Source organism: Psychroserpens sp., from assembly GCF_047633235.1.
In the GTDB taxonomy this organism is placed as follows: Bacteria; Bacteroidota; Bacteroidia; order Flavobacteriales; family Flavobacteriaceae; genus Psychroserpens.
This window is the reverse complement of sequence record NZ_JBLIET010000058.1, coordinates 1-13,655: the sequence shown is the minus strand read 5'-3', so window position 1 is coordinate 13,655 and position 13,655 is coordinate 1. Positions and strand designations below refer to the sequence as shown.

The 13,655-nt window shown below is 34.4% G+C and carries 16 protein-coding genes and 1 pseudogene; 2 read left to right on the top strand and 15 right to left on the bottom strand.

Going from position 1 to position 13,655, the window contains the following annotated elements; all coding sequences use genetic code 11:
• The 7 genes from ACJAZK_RS13465 to hemB form a co-directional block, all read right to left on the bottom strand.
• On the bottom strand, nt 1–584 hold a 584-nt coding region (locus ACJAZK_RS13465), incomplete at its 3' end, for a ribonuclease H-like domain-containing protein (protein WP_415224463.1).
• Complete coding sequence (locus ACJAZK_RS13460; protein WP_415224462.1) at nt 581–1,732, bottom strand: serine hydrolase domain-containing protein; 1,152 nt, start codon at nt 1,730–1,732, stop codon at nt 581–583. The genes ACJAZK_RS13465 and ACJAZK_RS13460, both read right to left, overlap by 4 nt.
• A 33-nt stretch (nt 1,733–1,765) precedes the next feature.
• Nucleotides 1,766–2,182 carry a DUF4442 domain-containing protein gene (locus ACJAZK_RS13455; protein ID WP_415224461.1) on the bottom strand — a complete coding sequence of 139 codons (417 nt, stop codon included), beginning with the start codon at nt 2,180–2,182 and terminating at the stop codon, nt 1,766–1,768.
• Nucleotides 2,182–2,655 (bottom strand): methylated-DNA--[protein]-cysteine S-methyltransferase, encoded by a 474-nt coding sequence (locus ACJAZK_RS13450; RefSeq protein WP_415224460.1) that lies wholly within the window; start codon nt 2,653–2,655, stop codon nt 2,182–2,184. The genes ACJAZK_RS13455 and ACJAZK_RS13450 overlap by 1 nt, the downstream gene beginning before the upstream one ends.
• Nucleotides 2,656–2,658: 3 nt before the next feature.
• Complete coding sequence (locus ACJAZK_RS13445) at nt 2,659–3,741, bottom strand: CNNM domain-containing protein (protein WP_415224459.1); 1,083 nt, start codon at nt 3,739–3,741, stop codon at nt 2,659–2,661.
• 119 nt (nt 3,742–3,860) lie between these two features.
• The gene (locus ACJAZK_RS13440) at nt 3,861–4,268 is read right to left on the bottom strand and encodes an Lrp/AsnC family transcriptional regulator (protein WP_415224458.1); all 408 of its coding nucleotides are present in this window, start codon (nt 4,266–4,268) and stop codon (nt 3,861–3,863) included.
• 196 nt (nt 4,269–4,464) lie between these two features.
• A complete protein-coding gene (hemB, locus tag ACJAZK_RS13435; RefSeq protein WP_415224457.1) occupies nt 4,465–5,457 on the bottom strand; it encodes a porphobilinogen synthase in 993 nt (330 codons plus the stop codon).
• Between the two features lie 53 nt (nt 5,458–5,510).
• On the opposite strand from hemB, the gene ACJAZK_RS13430 reads away from it, so the two are divergent.
• Nucleotides 5,511–5,753: a DEAD/DEAH box helicase family protein gene (locus ACJAZK_RS13430; protein WP_415224456.1), complete on the top strand. Its 243-nt coding sequence runs from the start codon at nt 5,511–5,513 to the stop codon at nt 5,751–5,753.
• A gap of 116 nt (nt 5,754–5,869) precedes the next feature.
• On the opposite strand, the gene ACJAZK_RS13425 is transcribed toward ACJAZK_RS13430, so the two are convergent.
• The 8 genes from ACJAZK_RS13425 to hemA form a co-directional block, all read right to left on the bottom strand.
• A complete protein-coding gene (locus ACJAZK_RS13425; RefSeq protein WP_415224455.1) occupies nt 5,870–6,256 on the bottom strand; it encodes a YchJ family protein in 387 nt (128 codons plus the stop codon).
• Nucleotide 6,257: 1 nt separating this feature from the next.
• A complete protein-coding gene (hemF, locus tag ACJAZK_RS13420; protein ID WP_415224464.1) occupies nt 6,258–7,160 on the bottom strand; it encodes an oxygen-dependent coproporphyrinogen oxidase in 903 nt (300 codons plus the stop codon).
• Between the two features lie 71 nt (nt 7,161–7,231).
• The gene (locus ACJAZK_RS13415) at nt 7,232–7,765 is read right to left on the bottom strand and encodes a GNAT family N-acetyltransferase (RefSeq protein WP_415224454.1); all 534 of its coding nucleotides are present in this window, start codon (nt 7,763–7,765) and stop codon (nt 7,232–7,234) included.
• Nucleotides 7,765–8,532 carry an EI24 domain-containing protein gene (locus ACJAZK_RS13410; protein WP_415224453.1) on the bottom strand — a complete coding sequence of 256 codons (768 nt, stop codon included), beginning with the start codon at nt 8,530–8,532 and terminating at the stop codon, nt 7,765–7,767. Before ACJAZK_RS13410 ends, ACJAZK_RS13415 begins: the two co-directional genes overlap by 1 nt.
• A gap of 8 nt (nt 8,533–8,540) precedes the next feature.
• A complete protein-coding gene (gene hemE, locus ACJAZK_RS13405) occupies nt 8,541–9,566 on the bottom strand; it encodes a uroporphyrinogen decarboxylase (protein ID WP_415224452.1) in 1,026 nt (341 codons plus the stop codon).
• A 45-nt stretch (nt 9,567–9,611) separates the two neighbouring features.
• Nucleotides 9,612–9,968: a four helix bundle protein gene (locus ACJAZK_RS13400; RefSeq protein WP_415224451.1), complete on the bottom strand. Its 357-nt coding sequence runs from the start codon at nt 9,966–9,968 to the stop codon at nt 9,612–9,614.
• Nucleotides 9,969–10,054: 86 nt separating this feature from the next.
• Nucleotides 10,055–11,635: a hydroxymethylbilane synthase gene (gene hemC / locus ACJAZK_RS13395; protein ID WP_415224450.1), complete on the bottom strand. Its 1,581-nt coding sequence runs from the start codon at nt 11,633–11,635 to the stop codon at nt 10,055–10,057.
• Nucleotides 11,628–12,890 (bottom strand): glutamyl-tRNA reductase, encoded by a 1,263-nt coding sequence (gene hemA / locus ACJAZK_RS13390; RefSeq protein ID WP_415224449.1) that lies wholly within the window; start codon nt 12,888–12,890, stop codon nt 11,628–11,630. The genes hemC and hemA overlap by 8 nt, the downstream gene beginning before the upstream one ends.
• A 211-nt stretch (nt 12,891–13,101) precedes the next feature.
• Here hemA and ACJAZK_RS13385 point away from each other — a divergent pair.
• Nucleotides 13,102–13,655 (top strand): annotated as a pseudogene (locus ACJAZK_RS13385) (AraC family transcriptional regulator); the annotation flags it as partial.

Here is a 13,655-nt window from a genome sequence, read left to right as displayed (position 1 = left end):
ACGCGATAGACTTCGCTGCCATCAATATCATCTTTTGGTGATGGGATGCCTAAAACATTAGTCAATAGTTTTAAAGAGGTGTATGTTTTATAGTCCCCAAATTTCCAAAGCTCTAAGGTATCTAGATGAGGTACTTCCCAAGGTTTTTTTCCGAAGAGATTTAATTTATAAGGCAACTCGATGTTGTGAATGATCATGCGACGAGCAATGTATGGGAAATCAAATTCTTTGCCATTGTGAGCGCAAAGTAAATGTTTATTTGAGCTAAAATGAGTAATTAACATATTTTTGAAATCTTTCAAAATCTTTACTTCATCGCCATAATAAGAAGTGACTCTAAAGGTTCTTACATTGCCTTCCATTTTAAAATACCCTACCGATATACAGACAATTTTACCAAACTCAGCCCAAATGCCTGCACGATCATAAAACTCTTCTGCAGTAAACTCATCGCGTCTTTGATATTTAGATTTATGATCCCAAAGTTCTTGCTTAACATCATCTAATTCAGAAAAATGCTCAGTCTCAGGAACCGTTTCGATGTCTAAGAATAAGATATGTTCTAAATTAAGTTTATCGATCATAATTTCATGTTTAACATTTTATACCCTTCTTCAATATACAAACTAATGTCGTCTGTAAAGGTTTTTTTGCTAATATCTGGAGATTTTTTATGACCTAATCGCACAATAATTATATTATCTTCTGGTTGTACAATAACATATTGTCCCAAATGACCACGCATCATAAAAAAGTCTTTTCCATTGTGTTGTTTAAGCCACCAACCGTAACCATATTCTGGACTTTCTGGAAAACGAGGTTTGATGGACTTCGCTACAAATGAAGAATCAAGAACTTGTTGACCATTCCATTTTCCGAAGTCTTTATACAATTTCCCGAAGCGAGCAAAATCTTTAGCAGTACTTCCAATACAGCAAAAAGCCTTTGCTAGCCTATGATCTTTGTCATCCAATTGCCACAAAGCATTATCAGACGATCCTAAAGGTTTCCAGAAACTTTTAGACAAATAATTTGATAATGTTTTTCCAGTAGCCTTTTCTATAATCATACCTAGTAATTGAGTGCTACCACTCAGGTATTCAAATTCTACTCCAGGTGTTTTAACCACTTTCTGATTCAAAATAGTTTCAGCAAGATCATCATCATAATTTGCTCTGGCAGTTACCGAAAACGGACTGGTATAACTTTCAACCCAATCCAAACCAGAAGCCATGGACGCTAAATCTCCAACCGTTGTTTTTGCATAGCTATATTCCGGATAAAAATCACTTACAGGTTGGTCCAAATTTTTTATATAACCATCCATAATTGCCTTCCCTAGTAAGCCAGATACATAACTTTTTGCCATTGAAAAGGAGTTGGTTTTAGAACTCTCATTGAAATCTCCGTAATATTTTTCAAACCAAATACTATCATTTTTAATAATAACATAGGCAACAGTACCCCATTTTTTATTAGATTCCTCTAAAGTTGAGGTTGCAGAAACTGTATTATAGGCTGTATTATTTATCCAGACGTCGGTTTGATTTCCTTTCTTGATAGTATCATTTTCAAAATATGTAAAATCGTCAATAAAAGCCGTACTGTGGCCGGTTAAATAGACAACGCGAACACCTTTTAAGATATAGTCGTAATCAAAAACATATAGTAGTAAAACTAAAGTTAGAAGGGTTATTGAGGCCCATTTAATAAATTTTTTAAGGAATTTCATTCGTTTTCTATTAAGAGTTAGCGAGACGCTTTTTTAGTTTTTTTTGTAAAACTGTTTGTCTGCGATATATAATGTTTTATGAAAGCTAGCGATACTGTTTTGTTTTTCGTCAACAAGAGACATCATTTTGATAATGTCTCTTTCACTGTTTTTGGCGACATCAATTTTTATTTGTTTAATTTCTTCTTCAGAAAAGACAAACGCACCAAAAATCCTGCTTTTTGCAGGCTTTCTATACCAAGCCTCAACTGCTTTATCCCAAACCACATAGTTAGCGCCTAAAATTTGAATCAACTGAATCATGAAAATAGGATCTGCTCTAGCCAGCATACTACTAGCAAAAATAGAGCCTGCATAATTTTTATTTTTCCAATTGTGGTTCAGGCTAATAACGGCTTTATGCAAATCATCACTTACCTCAATTAATCTCGCTGTTGTGCGCCTGTACATTAAAAAAGAGATTGTTGTTTGTAAGGGCTTTCATGCTCAATTAACCATTTTTTCCTATGCAAACCTCCGGCATAACCCGTTAGTCTTCCATCACTCCCAATAACGCGGTGACATGGCACGATAATCCATAATGGGTTTTTGCCGTTCGCATTAGCAACAGCTCTAATGGCTTTAACATCTCCTAATCGTTTTGATAATTGTAAATATGACATTGTTTTTCCAAAAGGAATTTCTTGAAGGAGTTCCCAAATGACATTTTGGAAATCTGTGCCTTCTGGATTCAATTTTAAGTCGAAAGTAGTGCGAGTACCTTCAAAATATTCTCTAAGTTGGATAGCGCAATCTTCTAATTCCGTAGGAATAATATCTGTTTCTTTTTCTTCGGAATTTAAAATAGTAACCTGAGAAATACCACAATCATCACCAATTATTTTGGTATAACCTAAGGGTGATTTAATAATACAAGTTTCCATTATTTATTCGTTTTCTTCGGAAGTCTTTTCATCAAAAATCCCTAATTTTTTTGCTCTAGATTCCCAGTTTTTTCTTGCCATAAGTTGAAGATCAGATACATTATCACTTTCGTCCATAATTTCGAGCCCTAGAAGCGTTTCAATAACATCTTCCATGGTTACTATACCACTTACAGAACCATATTCGTCAACAACCAAAGCCATATGGTTTCTGCTATCTACTAATTGTTCAAACAATTTTGGGATAGGTAAATCACGCTCAATAACGATGATATGTCTCCTAAGTTCAGAAAGTTTTTTAGAACCATTATCTAATGCCATCTCCTTGAAAATGTCATCTTTTAAAACAAGCCCTTTGATGTTATCCGGATTATCAACGTAAATAGGAATCCTTGAAAATCTTAGATTCATATTTTTATTGAAGAAATCTTCAACAGTGGTGTTTTCGTCTTCAGATTTCATAACCGTTCTTGGTGTCATGATATCTTTAGCAAAAATCTCTTTAAAGTTTAATAAGTTTTTTATGATTTTACTTTCATTCTCTTGAAATACGCCTTCTTCATGAGCCATATCTGCCATAACTAAAAAGCCTTCTCGACTTAATACACTGCCATGACCTTTACCGCCAATTAATTTTGTGGTAAGTTGCATGAGCCACAATAATCCAGTCCATCTTAAAGGAAATATTAAAACTTTCAATGCCGTTGTTGTGAAGTTAGCTAAGCTTTTCCAGTAGGTAGCACCAATTGTTTTTGGAATAATTTCTGAAGCAACTAAAATTAAGATAGTCATTATGGCTGAAATGATAAACACGCCATAACCATCACCACTACCATAGAGTTGCTCTGCCTGTTTACCTACTAAAATTGCACCAACTGTATGTGCAATTGTATTTAATGTGAGGATGGCAATTAAGGGTCTATCAACGTCTTTCTTTAATATTTCTAAGGATGCTGCGTAATGTTTGCCTTCTTTCTTTCTAAGATTAATAAATGTTGGTGTAACACTTAAAAGGACAGCTTCTAAAATTGAGCATAAGAAAGAAAAAAATATGGAGATAATTCCGTAAAATATAAGTAATCCCATGGATTGTTTTAGTTTGACGCTAATTTATTGAAATAATACGAATTAGTGTAGGATAATAGATTAGAAATATCCTCATCTGATAATTATGAAAAAATTCATGACCCTAAAAGATAGTGACCTCAGCTCTCCAAGATGATACTTGTATTTGGCACTCCGTATTGAGAAATACGCTCTAGTAAATTCACTAAGTCTTTATTATCTCTAAAATATCCTAAAATGCATAAACTATCTTCACCTGTAATCCTATCGCACCTTTGCACCTCTGGTAAAGACCTAATTTGATTGTAAGCGGTCCTTAAAGTACTCGATTGATGAATTTTTAAAATGATATAGGCTTTTGTGGTAATGCCTAATTTTTCATGATTGAGTAGTAAAGTATATCCTCGTATAACCCCTTTTTCTTCTAATTGTTTAACGCGATTTCCAACAGCTGGAGCCGACAATTCTACAGCTTTTCCAATATTTGCAAAGGATTCACGTGCGTTTTTTTTAAGCATTTCAATAATTCGTGTATCTATAGCATTCATTTTGATTCGAAAGTATAATTCGGTTTTACAATGTAATCGAAATTAAAAATAGCGAAATACTTTTATATAGTAAGCTATTTTCCTTTATAATTTAGTGGTTTAGGATGCAATTGATGTCATTTGACCATTTGTGCTCAGTGTTTTGAAACATATTATAGTTTTATTTTAGAAATCGTCAATTGGATAATTCTATATCTTACGAATTAATCAATTTCACAATATCTTTAGCGAAATAAGATGCAATAACATCTGCTCCAGCACGTTTGATAGCCGTAATTTGTTCCATCATAACTGCATCGTGATCTAACCAACCTTTTTCGGCAGCAGCTTTGAGCATTGCATATTCTCCAGAAACTTGATATACAGCAACAGGAACATCGACTTCATTCTTAATCTCACGAACAATATCCAGATAGCATAATCCCGGTTTTACCATCACAATATCTGCACCTTCCTCAATATCCATTTCGGTTTCTCTAATGGCTTCAAAACGATTGGCATAATCCATTTGGTATGATTTTTTATCTTTAGGAATATTTTTGATAGCTACTGGAGCAGAGTCTAAAGCATCACGAAATGGTCCATAAAAGGCAGAAGCATATTTGGCAGAGTAACTCATGATACCAGTATCTGTAAATCCATCCTCCTCCAAAGCTTCTCTAATGGCTAAAATGCGACCATCCATCATATCGCTAGGTGCAACAAAATCTGCACCAGCTAGAGCGTGAGAGAGACTCATTTGGGCTAAAACATCAACAGTATCATCGTTAATTATTTTTCCGTCTTGGATGATACCGTCGTGACCAAAAGAAGAGTAAGGGTCTAGTGCAACATCTGTCATCACTAACATATCTGGGCAAACATTTTTTACCGTTTTAATAGCGCGTTGCATGAGTCCGTTTGGATTGAGAGCTTCAGTTCCTTTATTATCTTTTAGGGCTTCGGGTACTTTTATAAATAGTAAAACCGATTTTAAACCTAATTTCCATAGTTCTTTAACCTCATGTTCCAATAAATCTAAACTAAAACGATAATAATTGGGCATAGAGGGGATTTCTTGTTTTATCCCTTTTCCTTCCACTATAAATAATGGAACTAAAAAATCGTTTGGAGAAATTATAGTTTCACGAACTAAGCTTCTTATAGATTCGTTGGTTCTTAATCTTCGGTTTCTTCTTAGTGGATACATAGTTTTATTACTTTTATGGAATACAAAGTTAAGAATTAAAAGCCGTTTTTGAAGTGATTCAATCCTGTGATGCTTTAGAATTTGTTTTTCTGCGGAGAAGCTATCAAGCAGAACTTATAAAACATTTTAATAGTCCTAGTTGTGACCATCATTTTCCTGTTATTGCACCTTCAGGTTGTGGGAAAACGATTCTAGGGATAGAAATCTTGAGGCAATTGGGTAATAAGACTTTAGTTCTTGCTCTAACACTTACGATTAGAAACCAATGGGATGATCTTTATACTCTTTATTACTAAAAACGGCTCTTAAAAGTAAAATTGTATCATTTTTATAATGCTTTTAGAGAAGAGACAAAGGGCGTTTTGGTTTGAAAGTGATGCGTCTTAAATGCCCATTATGTCTAATGTATTTTTTATTTACTTAACCCTAAGTAAAACCATTGGTTGTTTTCTTTTACAAAAGCAGATTTTTCATGAATAACCTCAATGTTTCCATTTTCATAAAAATAAGCGTTAAAGGTTACTGTTCCTTCTTTGTCATTTTCCAAGCCGTTAATCGTTTCGAGTACTTCTAGTTTTATCCATTCTACAGACTCTGCCCATTTTACAGTTGCTTTTTTATCTTTTATTGGTCTAGTAACACAGTGATGTGTTTGCATTAAATAATCACCATTTGCTAAAACAAAAGCACTATATCTAGAGCGCATTAGCTGCTGTGCTGTCTCCGTATTTCCTTTATTTAAATGAAATACTTCGCAACACTCTGTATAGGTTTTCTTATTTCCGCAGTAGCATTTCATATTACGCCCAATCTACTGGATTTCGTAATATATTAATTAATTTCTCTTCTTCGCTGTCAGCTGCTGGATGATGATCATAAACCCACTGTACTCGAGGTGGTAAACTCATCAATATACTTTCAATGCGGCCATTTGTTTTTAAACCGAATAAAGTACCTTTATCATGAACCAAGTTAAACTCAACATAACGACCGCGTCTAATTTCCTGCCAGTCACGTTGGTTTTTTGTAAATGGCAAATCCTTTCTTTTTTTCACAATAGGTGTATAAGCCTCTAGAAAACTATCTCCAACTTCGGTAACAAAATCATACCAGTTTTGCATATTCATGTCCTCGGAAGTTTTGCAGTAATCAAAAAATAAACCTCCAATACCACGACCTTCATTTCGGTGAGTATTATAAAAATACGCATCACAACGCGCTTTATATTTTTTATAGAAACCGGTATTATGATAGTCACATGCGTTTTTGCAGGTTTGATGAAAGTGTTTCGCATCGTCTTCAAATAAGTAGTAAGGCGTTAAATCTTGACCTCCTCCAAACCATTGATCCACAATGTTCCCCTGTTTATCATACATTTCAAAATAACGCCAATTCGCATGCACGGTTGGCACCATCGGGTTTGTAGGATGGAGCACTAGGCTTAATCCACAGGCAAAAAAATCGGCGTCTTCAACACCAAAATAGTTTTGCATGGAATCTGGTAACTTGCCATGTACTCCAGAAACATTAACACCGCCTTTTTCGAAAACGCCACCATTTTCAATGACACGCGTGCGGCCGCCTCCACCTTCAGGACGATCCCAAACATCTTCTTGAAACTTCGCTTTACCGTCAATGGCTTCTAGTTTTGAAGCGATAGTGTCTTGTAATTCGTGTATGTATTTAAAGAATTTATCCTTGATGTTGGTATCGAATGTTTTTTCTTCCATAATTTTCATTTCTCCTACAAGCTTTTCAAAACCTTGTAGGCTGTTTATTTATACAATTCATACAACTCCATATCTAAAGGTGTTTCACCAGCAGGGGTAAATTCATTTTCTAGCGTTTTTTGCCATTCAAAGTTATTATTTAAAGCTACTTTGATACTTGACATATTGCCTTTATGTGTAATGATTTGTAAAGTTTCAAGACCTAAAGTTTCAAAAGCATAATTAGACAACCTTTTAACAGCCATTGATGTTAATCCTCGACCTTCAACTGTATAGTCAATGCCATAAGCAAATTCTCCTTTTTTCTTATCTAAATCCACTTCTTTAATATAGATGAGACCTACAGTTTTTCGTGTTTCAGAATGCTTTAAGGTAAATAAAAATTCTTCTTTTTTATGAAACTGTTTTATCTTGTTATCTACGAAAATCTGTGCTAATGTGGGGTTTAAATTTTGAGCTAAGGTTCCAGGGAAATAGCGTTTAAAACGCTCTGTATTAGCAACCATTAAATCACAGATTTTCCATGCATCACCGTCGTGAATAGCGTTGATTTCAAAACCATTAAATTGAGCAATCATTAGACGAGAGGTTTAGTAGTATTTAAAAGTGCATCCTTTTTTAATAATTCTACCGTTGTAATGGATGCAGCTGTAACGCTCATGGGTAACACTAAAATGACACCTACAATAGGAATAATAAGAAAAAGAATAAAAACAAGACCGTTACCAATAGCAATTCCACGGTGTCGCCTAATAAATTGAATGCTTTCGCGATACTTAAAATGGCGTTCTAAAGTATAATCCATATTACCAAAACCTGCGTAGTAGGCTTGAACCATAATTAATAGAATTATTGAAAAAATATTAACAACAGGTATAAATTTCAAGAGTAACAGAGGTACTGTTATTAATAACTCTTTACCTAAGTTTCTAAAGTTTATCCTAATTCCTCTCCACAATTGTTGTCTAAAAGAGGTTTGTCTGTGATTGTGTAGTTCAATACCACAGAGATGTGCTTCAATTTTTTCTGAAACAGGACTCATAAATGGCGCAGATAATGCCATTATGATATGTTTATAAAGGACTAATCCAATAACTACAACAACAATGACTCCAATAAAGGTTGAGATCCAAGTAAAGGTGTCTTTTCCAAAATCCCAAGGCCAAATCTTGGCGATAAAGTTTCCAATATTATCTGATAATCCGTATGCTGAAAGGGCAATTAATGAGGCCGTAATGATACTAATGATTATTGGTATAAAAAAGTACTTCCAAAGTTTCAACTTTGATATTAAAGCTAAAGCGCCTGTATAGCCTTGAATTCCTTTTAAAATATTGTTAATCATAATGATTCTTATGCTTTGTATTCCTTTACAGCATCAATAAATGCTTTGGCATTCTCCAAAGGAATGTTGGGTAAAATACCGTGGCCTAAATTTACAATATACTTATCTTTTCCGAAGTCATTAATCATTTGAGTCACCATTTTCTTGATCTCACTTGGAGGAGAAAATAATCGTGTTGGGTCAAAATTACCTTGTAAAGTAATATTTCCACCAGTTAAATAACGCGCGTTTCTTGCGGAGCATGTCCAGTCAATACCTAAAGCAGAAGCTCCAGATTTTGCCATCTCATCCAATGCAAACCAACAACCTTTTCCGAATGCAATTACAGGAGCATCATCTTTCAAGGCGTCAATAATTTGTTGGATATACTGCCATGAAAACTCTTGATAATCCACAGGAGAGAGCATTCCACCCCAAGAATCAAAGATTTGAACTGCGTCACAACCAGCCTTTACTTTTTCTTTTAAATAGGCAATTGTTGTATCTGTTATTTTTTGTAATAGTTGATGTGCAGCAATAGGATTGGTAAAACAAAATTCTTTGGCTTTATCAAAGTTTTTAGAACCTTGACCTTGCACACAATAACATAAAATTGTCCATGGCGAACCTGCAAAACCAATTAATGGGATATCATTATCTAGTTTTTCTTTGGTCATTTTTATGGCGTCATAAACATAATTCAAAGCCTCTTTAACGTCAGGAACAATAACATTGTCCACATCTTTTTGAGAGCGAATAGGGTTTGGTAAATATGGACCAAAATTAGGTTTCATCTGTACCTCAATATTCATTGCTTGAGGAATGACTAATATATCGCAAAATAGAATAGCAGCATCCATGCCATAACGACGAATGGGTTGTATTGTAATTTCACTGGCTAACTCTGGTGTTTGGCAACGTGTAAAGAAATCATACTTAGCTTTGATTTCCATAAATTCAGGAAGATAACGACCTGCTTGACGCATCATCCAAACTGGTGGGCGTTCAACTGTTTCTCCTTTTAATGCTCTTAAAAATAAATCGTTTTTTATCATAATTGGCTATTAGTTGTTTGCCTTTGGCCTTTAGCAAAAAGACAGCTAGCTATTTTTAATTTTATTTATTAAACTATTTATCATTTTTGCTTCTTTATTAAGAAGCTCAAAAATAGTTTTTAATTCATTTTCTGGAATAAATCCTAATTCTTGTGCTATTATCAATTGGGTTTCAACTTCAAAAAGAGAACCCATCGCAATTTCAAGAAAGCGCTTAAATTCAATATCACTATTTCTACTGCAACCTTCTGCAATATTAGACGCAATAGAGATTGAAGCTCTAGTAACTTGGCTTCTCAATCCGAATTTTTCTTCGGAAGGCAACAAATCTGCTAACGGATACAATTGTTTTACTATTTCAATTCCGTTCTTCCAAATTTCAAGGTTTCTAAAATTTCTCATTTATGAATAGCCTTAAGTCCCTAAATTTGATTTTCAGTCAATAATAAACTAGTAAGACAGTTTAGCTAACAGCTAAAGGCCAATAGCTACAGGCTATTATAATAGTCATTTACCAACTTCACAACACTCTCAACAGTAGGCATCTTAGCAATTCGTATATCTTTGAAGTGCTTTTTAGCTTCTGTCGCTGTGGTGTCTCCTATGCAAAATGCAATAATATCATTATCATTTTCTTGCTTGTAACTTTGTACTGTTGACGGACTATAAAACATAACACCCTCTACAGTGTCATCTATTTTTTGTGAATTATATTTTGTCTCGTAAGCAATTACTTCGTTGACGTCAATCTTGTGCTCTGTTAGAATTGTTGGTAAATCATCCAATCGTAAATCGCTACAAAAATAGGTAACGTGCGTACCATCAATATAATCAACCAGATATTCAGCAAGGGCTTTAGCACTGTTTTCAGTGTGTTTGACCTTACCGATTTTACGTTCTACAAATCGTTTTGTTTTTCTGCCAACACAATAGATGTTTTCGAATTTCAATTCTTCCGAAGAAAAATTTGTAAGTAACGCTTCAACTGCATTTTTACTGGTAATGATTACATTTTTTGGCATTGGTCGTAAAACAGTTTGTGTCATACGGTTCAAACTAATTTTAATAAAATCTGAGCTATCACTAACTACATCATCACAAAACAGATGTTTTTGATCATCGGTTAAGGTTTTAGTTGAATAAATATTAGCTTTTTTAGACGTTTTTTCAAGTGTGTCCATAAGGCGATTTCCGCCGCGCTCAATAATATAATCTGCACAAAACTGTGCTAAATCATGATGCGCACCTAAAGCGACTGTGCGTTGGACTTCTATTTTCTTAGTTCCGTCGAGACTTAATAACACACCCTGAAAGTGAACCTCTTCTTCTTTTATAAACGCTAGCGCACCAATAGGAGCTGAGCATCCACCTTCTAAAAGGTTTAAGAATTTACGTTCTATGGATGTTGATATTTCTGTTTCCTCGTGATTTATTTCTACACAAATAGTGCGTGTTTCTTGATCCTCTTCTAAAGTAGTAATCATAATAGCGCCTTGAGCAGGTGCAGGAACCATCCACTCTAGGTTAAAGCTTTCTTCTGGCTTAATATCTAGGCGACCTAAACCGGCAGCAGCGAAAATGGCACCATTCCAATCGCTATTTTCTAATTTTTCTAAGCGTGAATTCACATTGCCTCTTAAGCCAACCATAGTATGTGTTGGATAGCGATTTAACCATTGGGCTCTTCGTCGTAAACTACCAGTAGCGATTACTGCTTCGCGTTGTGAGAGAAACTCTTCGTTATCATTAAAAACCAGACAATCTCTTACATTACCGCGTTTAATAACTGCAGCTTGTACAATACCTTTTGGTAATATTGTGGGCACATCTTTTAATGAATGTACTGCTATGTCAATGTGTCCATTAAGCATGGCGACATCCAACGTTTTTGTGAAAACGCCTGTAATTCCTAATTCGTAAATGGGTTTATCTAATACAAGATCTCCTGTAGATTTCACAGGCACTAAGACTGTTTTGTGTCCTAAATGTTCGAGTTGACTTTGTACAATTTTGGCTTGCCATAGCGCTAATTTGCTATCACGAGTTCCTATTCTTATGAGTTTAGACATTGTCTGTTGTTGCTTCTAGTTGAAACACTTTTTTTATGAGTTCTAGGCTATCGTCTGTAGAAACATCATCGCCTCTTAAATGATGTGCAAAATGATTGGTAATTTTTTGTATGATTTTACTACTTATCAACTCAGCTTGTGCTTCATTGAAATTAGTCATTTTTTTGCGTTGCGTGTCTAATTCTGCAGTTGCAAAATCAGTTAATTTATGCTTTAATGCTTTTATGGTTGGAGCAAACTTTCGTGTTTCTAACCAAGCATTGAATTCGTTTTTCACATCTTCTATAATCAATTCGGCAACTGGGATGTGTGTTTTTCTGCGTTCTAAAGTGTCATCTGTGATTTGTGCTAAATCATCGAGATGTACTAAGGTGACATTACTTAACTCTGAAACGTTTTCATTTACGTTCTTCGGAATTGAAAGATCTAGAATTAGTAATGGTTTAGACGTTTGAATACAATGTTTGTCTACCGTTGGGTTTTGAGCTCCAGTAGCAACAACAAGTATGTCTGATATATTAATTTCTTCTTGGAGGTTTGCATAATCCTTAACGAGTAAATTAAATTTACCAGCAATGGCTTCTGCTTTATTTTTTGTTCTATTAATTAAGGTAATATTTGGGTTTTTAGTGTGTTTTACTAAATTCTCACAAGTATTCCTTCCAATTTTTCCTGTTCCGAAGAGCAAAATGTTTTTTTCTGAAACGTTTTCAATAGTCTTCATGATGTATTGAACAGAAGCGAAAGATACAGAGGTTGCACCTGAAGAAATTTCGGTTTCGTTTTTAATACGTTTGGACGCTTGAATCACAGAATTTACTAAACGCTCCAAAAACGGATTAAATAATTGATACTTTCTAGATAATCTTGCGCTGACTTTTAACTGACTAATAATTTCAAAATCTCCAAGAATTTGGCTATCTAAACCAGAGCCAACTCGAAATATATGAGAAATAGCATCTTTATTTTTGAAGACGTAAGCCACTTTTTGAAATTCCTCAACAGTCCCTTTTGTATTCTCACAAAGTAATTGAATGAGTTGGAAAGGGTGTTCTGCAAAACCGTAGATTTCGGTTCTATTGCAGGTTGAAGTGACAATTAAGCTTTCAATACCGTTTTGTTTAGCTTGTTCTAATAAAGCGCGTTTGGCGTTATCATCCAAACTAAAGTGACCACGCACCTCAGCGTCAGCTTTTTTATAGCTGAGACCAATAGCGTAAAATGTTGTGCCTCTCGACATGTTGTAGTGCTCCATAATTGATTTGGAAAATTATCCAGGAAAACTTGCGGAAACAAAAGTATAACGCATAATCTGTAAAAAACAACGCTAGAAGAACTTTAAGTATCGTTTGTGGTTTTTTACAGTTTTTTTTTCTTTAAACATGATAAATGTCATATTTTTGCAGTCATATCAGCACTTTAAACTGCATTAGTTTAGAACGAATCTAAATAAGCACAAAAACATTATGGATTTTTTCGAATCAAAAAATATCGCCAGAGGTTCATTCAATGAAACAAAATTAGATGATGGGTTTTTTGTACTCACCTATCAAAACAATGGAAACGAAACTCAAACACTTCAACGTGAGATTGATAGCAGTTTTATTCAGTTTCACTACTGTATTAAGGGATCCAGTGAGTTTATTTTCAATAATGGTAATTATAGATTAAAAATTGAGGAGGAGAATTCGCTGTTGCTGTATAACCCGCAACGTGATTTACCTATTTATTTAGAGGTGCATTCTAAATCTTGGTTGGTGACTGTTTTGGTGTCTATTAAAAAATTTCACGGTCTCTTTTCTCAAGAAGCCGATTACATCACATTTTTAAGTGTCGATAATAAAGACAAGAAATATTATAAGGATGGCAAAATTTCGCCTTCTATGGCCATTGCCCTTAATCAAATTATAAATTTTAACTTAAACTCGTCTATTAAAACGCTCTACTTTAAAGGTAAAGCTTTAGAGTTGTTGAGCTTATACTTTAATAGAAGTGAAGATGCAGATATTGAACAATGTCC